17 protein-coding genes are annotated in these 15,746 nt (G+C 65.7%); 2 read left to right on the top strand and 15 right to left on the bottom strand.

The annotated features are described in order from the left end of the window. Positions 1–120: 120 nt before the first annotated feature. Positions 121–1,197: a DNA integrity scanning diadenylate cyclase DisA gene (gene disA, locus NF551_RS00560; RefSeq protein WP_227896530.1), complete on the top strand. Its 1,077-nt coding sequence runs from the start codon at positions 121–123 to the stop codon at positions 1,195–1,197. A 27-nt stretch (positions 1,198–1,224) separates the two neighbouring features. On the opposite strand, the gene NF551_RS00555 is transcribed toward disA, so the two are convergent. After that, positions 1,225–1,944 carry a hypothetical protein gene (locus NF551_RS00555; RefSeq protein WP_227896529.1) on the bottom strand — a complete coding sequence of 240 codons (720 nt, stop codon included), beginning with the start codon at positions 1,942–1,944 and terminating at the stop codon, positions 1,225–1,227. 87 nt (positions 1,945–2,031) lie between these two features. Here NF551_RS00555 and NF551_RS00550 point away from each other — a divergent pair, with 87 nt between their 5' ends. Next, entirely contained in the window at positions 2,032–2,976 is a 945-nt protein-coding gene (locus tag NF551_RS00550) for an HhH-GPD family protein (protein WP_227896528.1), read from the top strand. A gap of 27 nt (positions 2,977–3,003) precedes the next feature. On the opposite strand, the gene dhaM is transcribed toward NF551_RS00550, so the two are convergent. The 14 genes from dhaM to NF551_RS00480 all read right to left on the bottom strand — a co-directional run bounded on the left by dhaM (position 3,004) and on the right by NF551_RS00480 (position 15,743). After that, the gene (dhaM, locus tag NF551_RS00545) at positions 3,004–3,726 is read right to left on the bottom strand and encodes a dihydroxyacetone kinase phosphoryl donor subunit DhaM (RefSeq protein WP_227896527.1); all 723 of its coding nucleotides are present in this window, start codon (positions 3,724–3,726) and stop codon (positions 3,004–3,006) included. After that, a complete protein-coding gene (gene dhaL / locus NF551_RS00540; RefSeq protein ID WP_227896526.1) occupies positions 3,723–4,364 on the bottom strand; it encodes a dihydroxyacetone kinase subunit DhaL in 642 nt (213 codons plus the stop codon). The genes dhaM and dhaL overlap by 4 nt, the downstream gene beginning before the upstream one ends. A 2-nt stretch (positions 4,365–4,366) precedes the next feature. Then, entirely contained in the window at positions 4,367–5,368 is a 1,002-nt protein-coding gene (gene dhaK, locus NF551_RS00535; protein ID WP_227896525.1) for a dihydroxyacetone kinase subunit DhaK, read from the bottom strand. A gap of 232 nt (positions 5,369–5,600) precedes the next feature. Continuing rightward, positions 5,601–5,777, bottom strand: coding sequence for a CsbD family protein (locus NF551_RS00530; RefSeq protein WP_227896524.1), 177 nt, complete (start codon positions 5,775–5,777; stop codon positions 5,601–5,603). A 129-nt stretch (positions 5,778–5,906) separates the two neighbouring features. Further along, positions 5,907–6,437 carry an amino-acid N-acetyltransferase gene (locus NF551_RS00525; RefSeq protein ID WP_227896523.1) on the bottom strand — a complete coding sequence of 177 codons (531 nt, stop codon included), beginning with the start codon at positions 6,435–6,437 and terminating at the stop codon, positions 5,907–5,909. A gap of 102 nt (positions 6,438–6,539) precedes the next feature. Then, positions 6,540–9,062: an ATP-dependent Clp protease ATP-binding subunit gene (locus NF551_RS00520; protein ID WP_227896522.1), complete on the bottom strand. Its 2,523-nt coding sequence runs from the start codon at positions 9,060–9,062 to the stop codon at positions 6,540–6,542. A 94-nt stretch (positions 9,063–9,156) separates the two neighbouring features. Further along, complete coding sequence (locus NF551_RS00515) at positions 9,157–9,483, bottom strand: histone-like nucleoid-structuring protein Lsr2 (RefSeq protein WP_227896521.1); 327 nt, start codon at positions 9,481–9,483, stop codon at positions 9,157–9,159. Positions 9,484–9,595: 112 nt separating this feature from the next. Continuing rightward, positions 9,596–9,784, bottom strand: coding sequence for a hypothetical protein (locus tag NF551_RS00510; protein WP_227896520.1), 189 nt, complete (start codon positions 9,782–9,784; stop codon positions 9,596–9,598). A gap of 3 nt (positions 9,785–9,787) precedes the next feature. Further along, the gene (gene lysS, locus NF551_RS00505) at positions 9,788–11,242 is read right to left on the bottom strand and encodes a lysine--tRNA ligase (protein ID WP_227896590.1); all 1,455 of its coding nucleotides are present in this window, start codon (positions 11,240–11,242) and stop codon (positions 9,788–9,790) included. A 109-nt stretch (positions 11,243–11,351) separates the two neighbouring features. Continuing rightward, positions 11,352–12,242, bottom strand: coding sequence for a pantoate--beta-alanine ligase (gene panC, locus NF551_RS00500; RefSeq protein ID WP_227896519.1), 891 nt, complete (start codon positions 12,240–12,242; stop codon positions 11,352–11,354). Beyond that, the gene (locus NF551_RS00495; protein ID WP_227896518.1) at positions 12,239–13,147 is read right to left on the bottom strand and encodes a Rossmann-like and DUF2520 domain-containing protein; all 909 of its coding nucleotides are present in this window, start codon (positions 13,145–13,147) and stop codon (positions 12,239–12,241) included. The genes panC and NF551_RS00495 overlap by 4 nt, the downstream gene beginning before the upstream one ends. After that, entirely contained in the window at positions 13,134–14,750 is a 1,617-nt protein-coding gene (locus NF551_RS00490) for a PH domain-containing protein (protein WP_227896517.1), read from the bottom strand. Before NF551_RS00490 ends, NF551_RS00495 begins: the two co-directional genes overlap by 14 nt. Next, positions 14,747–15,259: a PH domain-containing protein gene (locus NF551_RS00485; RefSeq protein WP_227896516.1), complete on the bottom strand. Its 513-nt coding sequence runs from the start codon at positions 15,257–15,259 to the stop codon at positions 14,747–14,749. Before NF551_RS00485 ends, NF551_RS00490 begins: the two co-directional genes overlap by 4 nt. Further along, the gene (locus NF551_RS00480; protein ID WP_227896515.1) at positions 15,252–15,743 is read right to left on the bottom strand and encodes a DUF3180 domain-containing protein; all 492 of its coding nucleotides are present in this window, start codon (positions 15,741–15,743) and stop codon (positions 15,252–15,254) included. The genes NF551_RS00485 and NF551_RS00480 overlap by 8 nt, the downstream gene beginning before the upstream one ends. Positions 15,744–15,746 lie beyond the last annotated feature (3 nt).

Here is a 15,746-nt window from a genome sequence, read left to right as displayed (position 1 = left end):
GCTGTCATACTGCGGGAACAATGGGGCCAATGTGGCCTGTTGGCGCATTACTATGGTGAAGTGTCTGCGCACCCCACGCCCAGAACGCCCGTGGGCCGGACTGGCCGGAAGGAAGTGACAATGGCACGCACCCCCGAGGATGCGCTGAAGGCCACTCTGGCCAGAGTGGCGCCCGGAACCGCCCTGCGCGACGGTTTGGAACGGATCCTCCGCGGCCGGACCGGCGCGCTGATTGTCCTCGGCTTCGACCGCACGGTGGACTCCATCTGCTCCGGCGGCTTCGACATCGGTATTGAGTTCTCCTCCACGCGCCTTCGTGAGCTGGCGAAGATGGACGGCGCGATCGTCTGCGACAAGGACGGGGCGAACATCCTGCGTGCCGCCGTCCAGCTGGTGCCGGACCACACCATTGAGACCCACGAGTCCGGAACCCGCCACCGCACGGCGGAACGCGTTGCCATCCAGACCGGCTTCCCCGTGATTTCCGTCAGCCAGTCCATGCAGATCATCCAGCTTTACGTCGGAGGCCTGCGCCACGTCCTGGAGGGATCCGAACCCGTCCTGGCCCGCGCCAACCAGGCTCTGGCCACCTTGGAGCGCTACCGCACCCGCCTGGACCAGGTGACCAATTCACTCTCCGCACTGGAGATCGAGGCGATGGTGACTGTCCGCGACGTCGCCGTCACACTCCAGCGCCAGGAAATGGTGCGCCGGATCTCCGAGGAGATCTCGCAGTACGTGCTTGAACTGGGAGTCGACGGGCGCCTGCTCTCCCTCCAGCTCGAAGAGCTCACAACCGGGTTGGGCCCGGGAAGCGAAATGATTGTCCGCGACTACGCCGACATCAGCAGCACTCCGGGCAATGTGGACGAACAGGTCGCAACGCTGCAGAACCTCAGCTCTTCCGACATGGTGGACCTGGGCAAGATCGCTGCCGTTGTCGGTTTCCAGCCAGGCCAGGATTCCCTCGAAGCAGTGGTCCAGCCCCGCGGCTACCGCCTCCTGAGCAACATCAAGAGCGTCCCGCCGGCTGTCTCGAACCGCCTGGTGGACCACTTCAGCGGCCTGCAGAACCTCATGGCCGCCAACATCGAGGACCTGATGCAGGTTGACGGCATCGGCGAACAGCGGGCGCGGACCGTGCGCGAAGGACTTTCCCGGATAGCGGAGACCAGCCTGCTCGACCGGTTCATGTAATCCCCTCAGGCTCCGCGGCAACGGCCGTCAATCCAGCTGGAAGACAGCTTTCTCGCTGGTTTTTCCGCCCAGGCTCGCCGTGAACACGTACCACCCGGGGTTGGGATTGCTCGCTACGGCCGTGCAGCCGGGCGCCGAGCGCAGCCGTTCCCACGTGAAATTGGCCGTTTCGGACGCACCCGCCGCGAACTCCTTCACCAGGTCTTCGCCGCCGTCCTGGCAGTCCACCGAGGAGAAGATGCGGTCCGAACCGCTGGTGACGGAGAACTCCATTTGTGTGGTCCCCACATTGATCTCGCAGGGCTCCGGACCCGTATTCGTCACGGTGAGGCTCAGCACCGGATTCACCCCGGCGGCATAGACCGGCGCGTCGGTGGCTGCTTCGACCTTGACTGCCGCGGCCGGACAAGCGGGATCCGCTTCACCCTCGGCAGGTGCGTCCGGCTCCTCCGGGGCCTTGCCGCCGTCGTTCTCCGCAGCTGACGGCGAGGCAGTCGGCGCGGACTGAAAAGGTTCTGCGGCATCCGCGTTGCCGGGACGCGAAAGGGCTCCGGCGAGTGCTGTGGCTCCCCAGACCCCGCCCGCTATGACGAGCAGCAGGGCCAGGAGCAGCACCAGGCGCCGCCTGCGGGCGACAGCCTTGCTGGGACGCGCAGGCATACGGGAGCCGCTGCCGCCGCGAGGCTTGGCCTTCGCGCCGGCAGTGCCTCCCCGGCCCGGCTTGCCCTGGGGCTTTTTTCCCGCCATGCGTTAAGGCTAGGGAGGCAGCGGCGGATTACTGCGCACACCACGCCGGTCAGTAGAGTATTGGTGGTCAGACAGAGGGAGCAGCGGATGGAACCGGAGCACAAACGGAAGCTCCATGCCCGCATTAACGGCTGGTTCGCCGAAAATGCCCGTGACCTTCCCTGGCGCGATCCGGAGTGCAGCCCATGGGGCATCCTGGTAAGCGAGGTCATGCTTCAGCAGACGCCCGTAGTGCGCGTCCTGCCCGTGTGGCACGAGTGGATGGAACGCTGGCCCGAGCCTGCCGCCCTCGCGGCTGAACCCAGCGGCGAGGCCGTCCGCGCGTGGGGCCGGCTGGGGTATCCGCGCCGGGCGCTGCGCCTTCATGCAGCCGCCGCAGCGATCACGGAAGTACACGGCGGCAAGGTCCCGGATACCCATGCCGCCCTGCTCACCCTTCCCGGCGTCGGGGACTATACAGCCGCCGCCGTCGCGTCCTTCGCGTTTGGACGCCGGGAAACCGTAGTGGATACGAATATCCGCCGTGTCCATGCCCGGCTGATCACCGGCAATGCCCTTCCTTCCCAGTCCCTGACAGCTGCGGAAATGCGGCTGGCTGACTCGCTGCTTCCCGACGCCGACGCTGAAGCTGTCGCCTGGAACGCATCGGTGATGGAGCTGGGAGCCATGGTGTGTACGGCCCGCAGTCCCCGCTGCGAAGAGTGCCCCGTGCTCAGTAACTGCGCCTGGGTGCAGGCCGGGCGCCCGGAGCCGCACTACATCCCCAAGGGCCAGGCCTGGCACGGGACCGACCGCCAGGTGCGCGGCGCCATGATGGCGGTCCTGCGGCAGGCCGAGGGTCCGGTGCTCCGCGAACTGCTGCTCACCGGTCCGGTGGATCTCGGCGCTCCGGCCGCAGACTCCTCCTTGAGCCCGCTGGGGGCACTGCATGCGCTTTCCGCACCGCAGGAGCAGCTGGAACGCGCTCTGGCAGGTTTGCTGCGCGACGGACTGGCAGAACTTTCAGACGCGGGTGTCCGGCTGCCGGCGTAGGGGCTCTGTTTCCTAAATCTCGGCTTCCTAGATCTCGCCGAACCCGTTGCGGACCTCGAGTCCGAGCATCTCGATGGCCCGCTCGGCGTCCGGCCCATGCGCCGAAACCGTCAGGGTGTCCCCCGCCTTCAGCCCCAGCGTCATCAGCATCATCACGGATTTAGCGTCAACGCCGTTGATGGTGATCTCTGCGTCCAGGTCGGCCATCGCCTGCGCCACGGCTGCTGCCGGCCGTGCATGCAGGCCCATCGGGTTGATCAGTTCCCAGGAGGCTTCCTGCACCCCGGTGTCGTCCTGGTCTATGTCGTCCAGCGTGTCGGCAGGCGCCTGGCCGCTGTCCTGCGGCGGGGCGGCCGCTGCCCCGGCCATGGAGGCCGCTGTGGCCTCTGCATCCCGGATCACGGTTTCCAGCGGCTGGCCGGTCTGGGCAGCCACTGCTGCCGCCACCGCACCTTCGACCAGCGGAGCGTCAGCCAGGCGCACCCTCTCTGACTGCTCGGGATCCAGGAACTCCAGGGCCATTTCCGTGGTCATGACCGCAGACCCCAGGTCCGCCAGGATGGCGGCCCCTGCACCGCCGTCGGCCCGGGCTATGCCTGCCGTGATCTTCTCCAGGCTGGTGCCAATCCCGCCGTCATCCGTTCCGCCCGCAGCAATGATCGCCACATCGGGCGCCATCTGTCCGGCAAGGTCGCAGACGCCCTCAGCGAGCTTCTCGCTGTGGGAGACGATGACCAGTCCTACCTTCATGCCTGCTCCCCCGCCGCACGGGCAGCGGCCTTGAGGATGAGCGCAGTCGAGGCGGCACCGGGATCAAGGTGCCCGGCGCTGCGCTCACCCAGATAGCTTGCCCGGCCTTTCCGGGCGATGAGCGGTTCGGTGCCCGCCAGCCCCGCCTCGGCCGCGTTGGCAGCTGCATCCAAGGCCTCCGGGCCGCTGGCCTCTGCTGAGGCGGCTGTCTGCGCAGCTTCCACCGCCGGGGAGAAAGCATCCACCATGGTCTTATCCCCGGGCTCGGCCTTCCCCCGGCTCACGATGCCGTCGCGCGCCGCTGCAAGGAAAGCTGCGACGTCGTCCGCGGTCAGGGCGTCCTTCCCGGCCACAGCCGCAGCTCCGCGCAGGAACGCCGTGCCGTAGAGCGGCCCGGCGGCGCCGCCCACTTTGGACATGAGCGTCATCGCGGCAGTCTTGAAGACGTCCGAGGGCGTGGCCGGCACGCCGTCAGCGTCGAGCTTCTCGACGATGGCGCTGAATCCCCGGTCCATGTTCTCACCGTGGTCGGCGTCGCCGATCGCGCGGTCAAGGTCGATCAGCCGCTGCCGGTTATCCGAGAGGGACACAGCCGCGTCCCGCATCCATGCTGCAGCCCACTGGGCATCGAGTTCCATTCCTACACCCCCCACCGCAGGGCCGCGGTATGAACCGGAGAGTCCCACAGATCGATCATGTCGTCGTCGAGTTTCAGCACCGTCACCGACGCGCCCTGCATTTCCAGGGCCGTGATGTAGTTGCCCACCAGGGACCGCTCAACATGGATGCCCCGGTCCGCCAGGACCTTGGCTGCATGCCGGTACACGATGTAGAGCTCACTGAGCGGAGTGCCGCCCATTCCGTTGACGAAGAGCAGCACACGCTCACCCGAGCCTGTACCTAGATCTGAGAGAACCGGTTCGAGGAGCTGGTCCGTGATGGCGTCAGCAGCGGCCATCGGCATGCGACGGCGGCCGGGCTCGCCGTGGATGCCCACCCCCAGTTCGATTTCGTCCTCGGCCAGTTCAAAGCTTGGCTCACCGGCGTGCGGAACCGTGCAGGCGCTCAGGGCGACTCCCATGGACCGCACGTTGGCGTTGACGCGTTCGGCAATGGCCGCCACTGAGTCCAGCGAGTCTCCGCGTTCCGCCGCCGCACCCGCAATGCGCTCCAGCAGCACAGTGCCGCCAACCCCGCGCCGTCCGGCGGTATAGAGCGAATCCTCCACCGCGACGTCGTCGTTGACCACCACCGTGCGGACCTGAATGTCCTCCATCTGGGCCAGTTCGGCTGCAGTCTCGAAATTCAGGATGTCCCCGGTGTAGTTCTTGACGATCAGCAGGACGCCCGCGCCGGAGTCTGTCCCCGTGATGGCGGGGAGGATCTGGTCCGGTGTGGGGGACGTGAAGACGGCCCCGGGCACGGCGCCGTCCAGCATGCCTTTGCCGACATACCCGGCATGGAGCGGTTCATGGCCGCTGCCGCCGCCGGAAACGAGGGCGACCTTGCCGTGCACGGGAGCATCGGCGCGCAGGACGTAGGCAGGATCTGCGTGCACCTTCACGATGTCGCCGTGGGCCTGCGCGAAACCCTCCAGGGATTCAGCGACCACCGAGCGGGGATCATTGATGAGTTTCTTCATTGTCCGAACTCTCCTTTGCCCACAAAACGGGGTAAGACCGGGACCGGCATCCACGCTGGCCCACGCCCGCTGACTGAGAGCCACACTACCGCTCTGCAGGGACGCTGCACAGGCTTGGAAACTTCCCCCGGACGCACTGAAGGAAGGGCGTTACGCCCTTCCTTCAGTGTTCCCCGGCCAGCAGCGACAACAGCGACCGGGAGCGTAGGCGGGAGGTTATCCCGAGAGCGGGCTACTTGCCCTTGAAAGCGTCCTTGACGTGTTCGCCGGCCTGCTTCATGTTCGCCTTGGTCTGGTCCCCCTGACCTTCAGCCTCCATGCTGCGGTCGCCGGTGACTTTGCCAAGGCCTTCCTTGACCTTGCCGCCGATTTCTTCGCCCTTGTTCTGCATCTTGTCGTCTGCGCCCATAAGAGGTACCCGCTTTCTGATCGGCAGGCTGTCCTTCCGGATAAGGAATGACCGCCTGCATTTGTGATGCTAAGTATGCTTAGCTTAGCGGTTTGGGGGTGATGCGGCCACTTATCAAGCTCAGTTCTTCTATGCGCGAACAGTGCGGATCATGCGCGTATTACCGAGGGTATTCGGCTTCACCCGGGCCAGGTCGAGGAATTCCGCCACACCTTCGTCGTGGGAGCGCAGGAGTTCCGAATACACCTCGGGATCCACGGCGGACTGGTTTTCCATCACGACAAAGCCATGGCGCTTAAAGAAGTCAACTTCAAAGGTGAGGCAGAAAACCCGCGTGACACCAATTTCCGCGGCGTCCGAAAGCAGCTGTTCAAGAAGGATGTGTCCGACGCCGCGCCCGCGCCAACCGGGGTGCGTTGCCAGCGTCCGGACCTCGGCCAGGTCCTCCCACATCACATGCAGGGCACCACAGCCCACGACGTTGCCTGCCGGGTCCTCCGCGATCCGGAATTCCTGGAGCCCTTCGTAGTACGCCACCGCTTCTTTCGCGATCAGCACCCGCTCCTCGGCCAGCGGCGCCACCATTTCGCGGATCTTAGCGACGTCGGAGGTGCGGGCTCGGCGGACGGTGACCTGTGCTGTCTGTGCGGTAAGCGTCATTTGTTCAGTCTAGGACTTCTGCAACGGACTCCCTTGCGGGCGGGCACGGAGGAAGACACAAAGAAGCCCCCGGAATCCCGGGGGCTTCTTTGCTTTAGTGCTCTAGTTTGCGTTGCCTGCGTCGCCCACACCGGCTTCAATGGCCGAGGGGGCCTCTTCGATGGCGCGGGGGGCTCCGTGTCCGGTGAAGGTGAACGTTGCTTCGTCTCCCTCGCCTTCCACGTCGACCGAAACCAGTTCGCCGGGCTTCAGGTCCCCAAAGAGGATCTTCTCGGAGAGCTGGTCCTCAATCTCGCGCTGCATGGTGCGGCGCAGCGGCCGGGCACCCATGGCGGGATCGTAGCCGCGCGTTGCGAGCAGAACCTTGGCAGCCGGGGTGAGCTCGATGCTCATGCCCTTTTCTGCCAGGCGCTTGCCCAGGCGCTCCAGGAACAGGTCCACAATCTGGACGATCTCTTCCTGGGTCAGCTGCGGGAAGACCACGGTGTCATCGACACGGTTGAGGAACTCGGGGCGGAAGTGCTGTCGCAGCTCTTCCGTAACCCGGGCACGCATCCGGTCGTAGCCGGTCTTCGTGTCGGTGCCGGACTGGAAGCCGGTCATGACGCCCTTGGAAATGTCCTTGGTGCCAAGGTTGGTCGTCATGATGATGATGGTGTTCTTGAAGTCCACCACCCGGCCCTGCGAGTCGGTCAGGCGGCCGTCTTCCAGGATCTGCAGCAGCGAGTTGAAGAGATCAGCGTGGGCCTTCTCCACCTCGTCGAACAGGACCACGGAGAACGGACGGCGGCGTACCTTCTCGGTCAGCTGCCCGCCTTCTTCGTAACCGACGTATCCGGGAGGAGCACCGAACAGCCGCGAGACCGTGTGCTTCTCGGAGTACTCGGACATGTCCAGCGTGATGAGTGCCTCTTCGTCTCCGAAGAGGAACTCAGCCAGTGCCTTGGCCAGCTCGGTCTTACCGACGCCGGTGGGACCGGCGAAGATGAACGAGCCGCCCGGGCGCTTCGGATCCTTCAGGCCGGCACGCGTACGGCGCATGGCCTGCGAGATCGACTTGATGGCCTGGTCCTGGCCGATGACCCGCTTGTGCAGCTCATCTTCCATCTTGAGCAGCCGCGTGGATTCTTCTTCGTTCAGCTTAACCACGGGGATGCCGGTGGAGTTGGCGAGAACCTCTGCGATCAGCTCCTCGTCCACCTCGGCGATGTCATCCAGGCCGCCGGACTTCCACTGGCGCTCCTTCTCCGCACGCTGGTCCTGGAGCTTCTGCTCCTTGTCCCGCAGCGAGGCAGCGCCCTCGAAGTCCTGCGCGTCGATCGCGGATTCCTTCTCCATCTTCAGAGCGGAGATGCGCTCGTCGATTTCCTTCAGCTCAGGCGGAGCCGTCATGCGGCGGATGCGCAGCCGGGCACCGGCCTCATCGATCAGGTCGATGGCCTTGTCCGGCAGGAAGCGGTCGCTGATGTAGCGTTCGGCGAGGGTCGCTGCCGAAGCCAGTGCGGCATCCGTGATGGAGACGCGGTGGTGGGCTTCGTAGCGGTCACGCAGGCCCTTGAGGATTTCGATCGCGTGGGCAACAGACGGCTCGTTGACCTGGATCGGCTGGAAGCGGCGCTCAAGCGCTGCATCCTTCTCGATGTGCTTGCGGTATTCGTCGAGCGTGGTGGCACCAATGGTCTGCAGCTCACCGCGGGCCAGCATCGGCTTCAGGATAGAGGCTGCGTCGATGGCGCCTTCTGCGGCACCTGCACCCACAAGGGTGTGGATCTCATCGATGAAGAGGATGATGTCACCGCGGGTACGGATTTCCTTGAGGACCTTCTTCAGGCGTTCCTCGAAGTCACCGCGGTAACGGGAACCGGCCACCAGTGAACCGAGGTCCAGGGTGTAGAGCTGCTTGTCCTTAATGGTCTCAGGGACATCACCGCGGACGATCGACTGCGCGAGGCCTTCGACGACGGCCGTCTTGCCGACGCCAGGCTCACCGATCAGGACGGGGTTGTTCTTCGTGCGGCGCGAAAGCACCTGCATTACCCGTTCCATCTCGTGCTCGCGCCCGATGACCGGATCAAGCTTTCCTTCACGCGCCGCCTGGGTGAGGTTGCGGCCGAACTGGTCCAGGACCACCGAGCCTGCCGGCTGGCCTTCGGCCTGCTGGCCGCCGGCCGAGACGGGCTCCTTGCCCTGGTAGCCGGAGAGCAGCTGGATGACCTGCTGGCGGACGCGGTTCAGGTCGGCCCCGAGCTTGACGAGGACCTGCGCCGCAACGCCTTCGCCTTCACGGATGAGGCCGAGCAGGATGTGCTCGGTGCCGATGTAGTTGTGCCCAAGCTGCAGGGCTTCCCGCAGCGAGAGCTCAAGTACCTTCTTGGCCCGCGGGGTGAAGGGGATGTGGCCGGACGGAGCCTGCTGGCCCTGGCCGATGATCTCCTGCACCTGTTCGCGCACAGCACCCAGGGAAATACTCAGGGATTCAAGGGCCTTAGCGGCTACGCCTTCGCCCTCATGAATGAGTCCAAGCAGGATGTGCTCGGTCCCGATGTAGTTGTGGTTGAGCATGCGGGCCTCTTCTTGGGCAAGCACGACAACGCGACGGGCACGGTCGGTAAATCTTTCAAACATGAGGCACACTCCTAGCTAACGCGTAATTCGATGCTACGGCGCACGGCCCGGGTTAAGGGCCGTGTTCGCCATGGGCGTGACCTCTGGGGGGCAGTTAGCCCTGGGCTGCGCGGTAAGCCTCGATGATCTCGCTGTTGACGCGGCCGCGCTCCGAAACGGTGTAGCCGTTGCTGCGTGCCCATTCCCGGATCTGTGCGGCTTCGTTGCTCCGGGATGCGCCGGTGCCGCGGGGACGGCCTGTGCGTCCTCCGGTCTTGCGTCCGGCATCAACATAAGGCTTCAAAGCAGCCCGCAGGTTCTTCGCATTGTCAGTCGAGAGGTCAATCTCGTACTGTGACCCATCCAGGCCGAAACGCACGGTTTCATCCGCACTTCCACCGTCAACATCATCAACCAGAATGATTTTTACCTTTTGCGCCATGTCAGGCTCCTATGCAGTACAAGCGGCGAATGTCGTTAAAATAACGGGACCGCTTTCGAGTATGGCGCAATTGGCAATGTCTCGTCAAAGCCGGGGAGGTAATTTTTTACTTTTATTGTTTATCTGCTCCGTCGGCAGCATCATTCTTGGGTTCCGCTGCCAGCTGGGCCTGCTCGGCTTCACGTTCCGCTTCCGCAAGTGCTTTTCGCTCGGAGCGGTCCGCGTTCAGTACTGCCTTCATGACGAAATAAAAGAGAGCTGCAACACAAATTGACGGCAGCAGGACTTCGACGTATTCCATCTTCTAACCCATTTCCGGCTTGAGCAGGGGGAACAGAATTGTTTCCCTGATTCCTGCGTTCGTGAAAAGCATCACCAAGCGGTCGATGCCGAGGCCGATGCCGCCCATGGGCGGAGCGCCGTACTCGAGTGCGCGGAGGAAGTCCTCATCCAGTGCCATAGCCTCATCATCGCCGGCGGCAGCGCGGCGGGACTGTTCAGTCAGGCGCTCACGCTGGATGACCGGGTCGATCAGCTCGGAGAAGGCAGTTCCCCGCTCCATACCGCCGATGATCAGGTCCCAGGCTTCGATCAGGCGGGGGTCCTCCCGGTGCGGGCGGGCCAGCGGCTGCGCCGACGGAGGGTAGTCGTACACAAAAGTCGGCTGCAGCAGTGTGGGCTCAACGATCTCACCAAAGAGCTCGATGACCAGCTTCTCGGCGTCCCACTTGGGGTCGACCTTCACGCCGCGCTCTTCGGCGATGCGGCGCAGGGTCGCAGCGTCCGTGTCCGGAGTGATCTCCTCCCCCACAGCCTCGGACAGGCCGGGGTAGACGGAGAGCCAGCGCCACTCACCGTCCAGGTCGATCACGCCTTCGGCAGTCTCGATCTGCCGGCTTCCAGCCGCATCCGCGGCGTTAAGGATGATCTCCTTGATCCGGTCCGCCATCACATACTGGTCGGCGTAGGCCTCGTAGCACTCCAGGGTGGTGAATTCTGGGCTGTGAGTGGAATCCACACCTTCATTGCGGAAGATCCGGCCCAGCTCGTAAACGCGCTCGATCCCGCCGACGACGGCGCGCTTGAGGTAGAGCTCGGTGGCGATGCGCAGGGTCATCGGCTGGTCGAACGCGTTGAGGTGTGTTTCGAACGGCCGTGCGGCCGCACCGCCGTGGATGAGCTGGAGCATCGGGGTCTCGACCTCGACGTAGCCGTGGTCATGCAGGGTGTCGCGGACGGCACGGATAATCGACGCCCGCTTGTAGACCATCTCCCGGGCTTCGTCACGGACCATCAGGTCCACGTACCGCTGGCGGACACGGGTTTCCTCGTTCAGGCCGGCGTGCAGCACGGGGAGCGGCCGGAGGGCCTTGGAGGCCATGGACCAGGACTCCGCCATCACAGACAGCTCCCCGCGGCGGGAAGAAATCACTTCGCCGCGGATGAAGACGTGGTCACCCAGGTCTACGGTGGCTTTCCAGTCAGCCAGGGCTTCTTCGCCGATCGAGGCCAGCGAGAGCATGGCCTGCAGGCGCGTGCCGTCGCCTTCCTGAAGGGTCGCGAAGCATAGTTTTCCGGTGTTGCGGATGAACACCACGCGGCCGGAGACGCCGACAGTTTCGCCGCTGGCCTCGTCTGCCTGCAGGTGCCCGAACTTTTCCCGGACCTCGCGCAGCGAGTGCGTTCGTGCGACTCCTACGGGATAGGCTTCGTCACCGCGCTCGAGCAGCTTGGCGCGCTTTTCAGCGCGGATGCGCATCTGCTCGGAGGTGTCTGCTGCTTCGGGAACGGGATTAGAGGAGGTCACGGTCCTTAAGTCTACCCAGCCGTGCGCGCTGCGCCGGACCCGCAGCGGGCAGCCCCGGTCCTTAGCCGCTAAGTTCCGCGTTGTCGATCAGGCGGATACTGCCCACACGGGCCGCGACCAACGCCAGCGCCGGGCCGGAAAGGGTGTCCGAGGGGCCGGCCGGCAGTGCTGCGAGGGTAAGCGGATCCACGACCTCGAAATAGTCGAGTTCGACGCCGCCGCGTGAAGTGATGAGTTCGACGGCGGCAGGCAGGTCCAGCGGCCGGCCCGCGGCTGCGCGTTCCTGCAGCTGGAAAAGCGCCTGCGAAAGCACCAGGGCGTCTTTGCGCTGTTCCGGGCCCAGGAAAACGTTGCGGCTGGACTCTGCCAGTCCGTCTTCGGCCCGGACAATCGGGACGGGAAAGACCTGCACGGGGAAGTTCAAATCAGCGACCATGCGCCGGATGAGGGCTACCTGCTGCGCGTCTTTCTGCCCGAAGTAGGCCCGGTACTCCGCCGGGACCGCCGGCTGGGCGCAGTGCAGCAGTTTCGCGACGACGGTGAGGACGCCGTCGAAATGGCCGGGCCGGAAGGCTCCTTCAAACCGGTTCCCCAGGTCCCCGGAACTGACCCGGACCAGGGGCGCCCCTCCGGGGTACATGGTTTCTTCGGCCGGCGCGAAGACGATGTCCACGCCCGCCTCCCCCAGCAGCGCGAGGTCCGCTTCCAGGGTCCGTGGGTAGCGGGCCAGGTCATCGGGATCGTCAAACTGGAGCGGGTTCACGAAGATGCTGGCGACGACTACGTCATTGTCTGCGCGGGCGGCCTGCGCCAGGGCTGCGTGCCCCTGGTGCAGGGCTCCCATGGTGGGAACCAGTCCGAGCGCGGGCCGGTCCTTGCCGGTCGCCTCGAGGAGTTCCGTGATTGCCTTGCTGAGCTCTGCTGGGGTTGTTGCCAGCCGGGGGTGGTTCACCGGGGTCCTTCGGGTTGGGAATTCAATACTTCTATGATGGCCTCTCCCTGGGCCTCGGTAAGAAGTCCGCGGGCAACAGCCCGCCGGGCGGTTGCGGTGGAGAGCGCCTGGTAGGCGGCGGCAAGGTCCGGAGCAGCGCCGGAGCGCAGGGCAGCCGAGTGCGCGGCTACGGTTCCAGTGTCTCCGCGGGCTACGGGACCGGTCAGTGCATGTTCCCCGGACGCCAGAGCGTTCTCCAGCGACGCGCGCATCAACGGTCCGAGCAGCCGTTCGGGCTGTTCCACGCCGAGGCCCCGCAGGAGTTCCGAGGACTGCGCGGCGATGGTCACCAGATGGTTCGAGGCGTGGGCCAGGGCTGCGTGGTACTGCACCCTGTCGGCTTCATCGATGACCACGGGCTCGGCACCCATTTCCACGACCAGGGCCTGGGCGATGGGCAGCACAGCGGTCGGAGCGGTCACGCCGAAGGAGCAGTCCGCCAGGCGGGTGAGGTCCAGGCTCATGCCGGTAAACGTCATGGCCGGGTGGATCGCCAGCGGAATCGCTCCGGCCTGCCGTGCCGGTTCCAGGACTGCCGTGCCGAAGCGTCCGGACGTGTGTGCCACGAGTTGGCCTGCCTGCCAGGCACCAGTTGCGGCGAGGCCGGAGACCAACGGCTCCAGGGCGTCGTCGGGCACGGCAAGCAGCACGAGTTCCGCGCGCTCAACAATGTCTGGAATCTCCAGGATGGGAACACCCGGCAGGAGGTTCTCCGCCCGTTCCTTGCTCGCATCAGAAACGGCCGAAACGCCTACTATGGCGTGCTCGGCCGCCCGCAGTGCGGCTCCCAGGACGGCGCCGACCTTGCCTGCGCCGATGACGCCGATTCCCAGCCGTCCGCGCCGGCGCTGATCAGCGGTGTTCATTCCAGTTTTCCTCCATCTGTGGTGCGGGATGCGCTGCCTCGCCAGGCTGCTCCGCTTCCGCCGGTGCTGCGGGTCCTGCGGGTGCTGTCGGTGCTGCCGGAGTCGGCAGCCCAGCTCCGGGACCTGCCGGTCCGGTTGCCGTTTCGCGGTGCAGCCAGCGTTCGGTGCGGTCCCGGCGGCGGGCATCGGCTGCCCGTACAGACTGCTCACTGAAGAGCTCCAGCAGCACGGAGTCCTCCAGCTGGCGGATCCGCGGGGAAACGGGCCCTGGCGTCGAATGCAGGCGCAGGTCTGCGATCCGCAGTTTCCGGGCCAGCGGGCCCTGTTCCAGTGCCATGGACTGGATGCGTTCATGCGGCACGACGGCGAGGCTGCGCCAGAGCCGGCCGCTTCGGCTGAGCAGGGCTGTCTCGGTTAGGGCATAGCCGCTGCGCCGCCACTGCAGGGGTGCAACCCAGCGGGCGCGGCGGGGTGAAACCGTAAAGCCGTAGTCCTCCCCGCTGCCCTGGATCCCGGCGGTGAAGAGTCCCACCGGGTCCGCGGTTCCGGGGTTCGGCAGCACCAGGGCGAGGATTCGAAGTGTTTCATCGAGGGTTCCCACCGGCAGGAGGCGGGTCCGGGCGGCGTCGTTCCCGGCCGCGGCGCCGTATCCGGCCACGTTAATCGAGATCCGGTACCAGCCGGTCAGGCGCCAGAGCAGGGGCTGGTTGACGGCCACCGCCTGGATGCGTCCCGGTGGAACAGTCTGGGTGCGGGTATCCAGGAGTCCGTAGCGGATCCGGACTCCATCACGGGAGATCGCTGCGCGGAAGTTCCAGGCACCGCTCAACGTCGACCAGTAACCGCCGGCGACGGCCAGCCCCACCGGGATGAGGGCCGCCAGGGAAATGCCTTCCCCGGTCAGGGCAGTGACGACGGCTATGGCCGCTGCCGCGATGAGCAGGAAGACGGTATTTCCGGACAGGAGCGTGGCGCCGATAACCCGTCCCGGGGTCAGCGCCAGGACCGGCTGTTCCGGAGCTTCCGAGGGCATGCCGGGCTCACCGGGCGCGGCTTCGGAAGGCTCGGCGCCGGACGCACGGTCAAGGATGGTTGCCCGCAGGGTGCGGGCGTCGTCCAGGCGCAGGAAGGCCAGCCGGACGGCTGACTCTCCGGCGTCCGCAACCTCGAACCGGAGTTCGGCCAGCCCGAAAAGCCGGGCAAGCAGCGGCTGGCTGATGTCGATGGCCTGCACCCGGTCCAGGCGTGCCTGCCGGTGCTGGCGGAAGAGCACGCCGGACCTGACCCGCACATGTTCGGCGGTGACCTGGTAGCGGGTGAACCACCAGGAGAGGAAGAAGACGACCGAAATGACCACAAGGACGGCGACGAGGGCCAGGACACCCCAGAGAAGGGGGGTTCCCGGAGGCAGCGGGCCGGAGGACTCCTCCCGCAGGAAAAGTCCTTCGACCTGGTCGCGGCCCACGAAATAGGCAATGGCCGCCAGTGCGATCCAACCGCGGACCAGCGGAGAGACAGGGTGGACCCGCTTCCATTCGGCTCCGGGACCCGGTGCGGGCAGCTCCGGGCCGTCCGAAGCGCCGGGGTCCTCCGGGGAAGTCACAGTCCCGCCAGCTGCGCCTCGCCGCGCGCGGAGAGGTGCTCGCGCAGCCGGGCGCCTTCAGGGCCGGGGATACCGGGGATGGTGGCGTTGGTACCCGTGGACGCAGTGTGCAGCTTCAGCGTGCAGAGCCCAAAAAGCCGCTCGAGGGGTCCCACGGCGACGTCGACGTACTGCATCCGCCCATAGGGCACCACCAGAGTGCGCTGGAAGAAGATTCCGGAGCGCAGCAGCAGGTCCTCGTTCCGTTCCGCGTACCCAATGGCGCGGACCTGGCGGGGCAGCAGGACGCCGCGCCACACGAAGCCGGCCAGGAACACGGCGGGGAGTCCCCAGGCGATCCAGGCGGGGAAGCCGCCCCAGATGTCCAGGCTGCGCAGCACCAGGGGAACACTGAACACGGCAAGCGTGATGACGGCTTCTATCGCGAGGGAGAGCAGGCGCAGGGTCAGGTAGCGCGGTGATACCCGCTGCCACTGCAGTCCCTCCGGATCAATTGCTTGGCTATGCATACTCTCCCCCGCCGTCAGGCATATTGTCTTCTCGGCCGTCCTTGTCCTCGGGCGGCAGTTTGCAGAACCGTTCAACCACCAGTCCTGTGGCGATCATGACCATCCCGCCGGCTGACATGGCAAGCGAAGCCCACGTCGGCGCGTGGTTTGGCCGCATCTCCCAGAGGCCAAGCTGGTCCAGGAAGATTCCTCCGTGCCATCCCAGCAGCAACGCTCCGGCATAGGCCGTGGCCTGCGCCAGCACCAGCGTGCGGGCTGCGGCTATGGGGTCAAGCGGTTTCTCGCGGTCACCGTCCCGCCAGCGCCGCACGCGCAGGCCCAGGAAGAGGGTGAATCCCACGATGAAAGCCAGCGTGAGCAGGGCGGAAAAACCCAGGACCGGTGAAGGGAAGCCGTTGCGTGTGGCCCAGGCATTGACCTGCCAGCCGGCGATTCCACAGACCACCGCTACGACTGCCAGCCAGCGGTACCGAATGGTCCTCACGTT

Origin of the sequence: Arthrobacter caoxuetaonis (genome assembly GCF_023921125.1) — a bacterium.
Lineage (GTDB): Bacteria > Actinomycetota > Actinomycetes > Actinomycetales > Micrococcaceae > Arthrobacter_B > Arthrobacter_B caoxuetaonis.
The sequence above is the reverse complement of the archived record's forward strand: the minus strand, read 5'-3'. Positions and strand labels throughout refer to the sequence as shown.

What these genes read in the sequence shown, in the direction of transcription:
- disA (WP_227896530.1), top strand. Translation starts at nt 121, where the DNA reads ATGGCACGCACCCCCGAGGATGCGCTGAAGGCCACTCTGGCCAGAGTG.
- NF551_RS00555 (WP_227896529.1), bottom strand. Translation starts at nt 1,944, where the DNA reads ATGGCGGGAAAAAAGCCCCAGGGCAAGCCGGGCCGGGGAGGCACTGCC.
- NF551_RS00550 (WP_227896528.1), top strand. Translation starts at nt 2,032, where the DNA reads ATGGAACCGGAGCACAAACGGAAGCTCCATGCCCGCATTAACGGCTGG.
- dhaM (WP_227896527.1), bottom strand. Translation starts at nt 3,726, where the DNA reads ATGAAGGTAGGACTGGTCATCGTCTCCCACAGCGAGAAGCTCGCTGAG.
- dhaL (WP_227896526.1), bottom strand. Translation starts at nt 4,364, where the DNA reads ATGGAACTCGATGCCCAGTGGGCTGCAGCATGGATGCGGGACGCGGCT.
- dhaK (WP_227896525.1), bottom strand. Translation starts at nt 5,368, where the DNA reads ATGAAGAAACTCATCAATGATCCCCGCTCGGTGGTCGCTGAATCCCTG.
- NF551_RS00530 (WP_227896524.1), bottom strand. Translation starts at nt 5,777, where the DNA reads ATGGGCGCAGACGACAAGATGCAGAACAAGGGCGAAGAAATCGGCGGC.
- NF551_RS00525 (WP_227896523.1), bottom strand. Translation starts at nt 6,437, where the DNA reads ATGACGCTTACCGCACAGACAGCACAGGTCACCGTCCGCCGAGCCCGC.
- NF551_RS00520 (WP_227896522.1), bottom strand. Translation starts at nt 9,062, where the DNA reads ATGTTTGAAAGATTTACCGACCGTGCCCGTCGCGTTGTCGTGCTTGCC.
- NF551_RS00515 (WP_227896521.1), bottom strand. Translation starts at nt 9,483, where the DNA reads ATGGCGCAAAAGGTAAAAATCATTCTGGTTGATGATGTTGACGGTGGA.
- NF551_RS00510 (WP_227896520.1), bottom strand. Translation starts at nt 9,784, where the DNA reads ATGGAATACGTCGAAGTCCTGCTGCCGTCAATTTGTGTTGCAGCTCTC.
- lysS (WP_227896590.1), bottom strand. Translation starts at nt 11,242, where the DNA reads ATGCGCATCCGCGCTGAAAAGCGCGCCAAGCTGCTCGAGCGCGGTGAC.
- NF551_RS00495 (WP_227896518.1), bottom strand. Translation starts at nt 13,147, where the DNA reads ATGAACACCGCTGATCAGCGCCGGCGCGGACGGCTGGGAATCGGCGTC.
- NF551_RS00485 (WP_227896516.1), bottom strand. Translation starts at nt 15,259, where the DNA reads ATGCATAGCCAAGCAATTGATCCGGAGGGACTGCAGTGGCAGCGGGTA.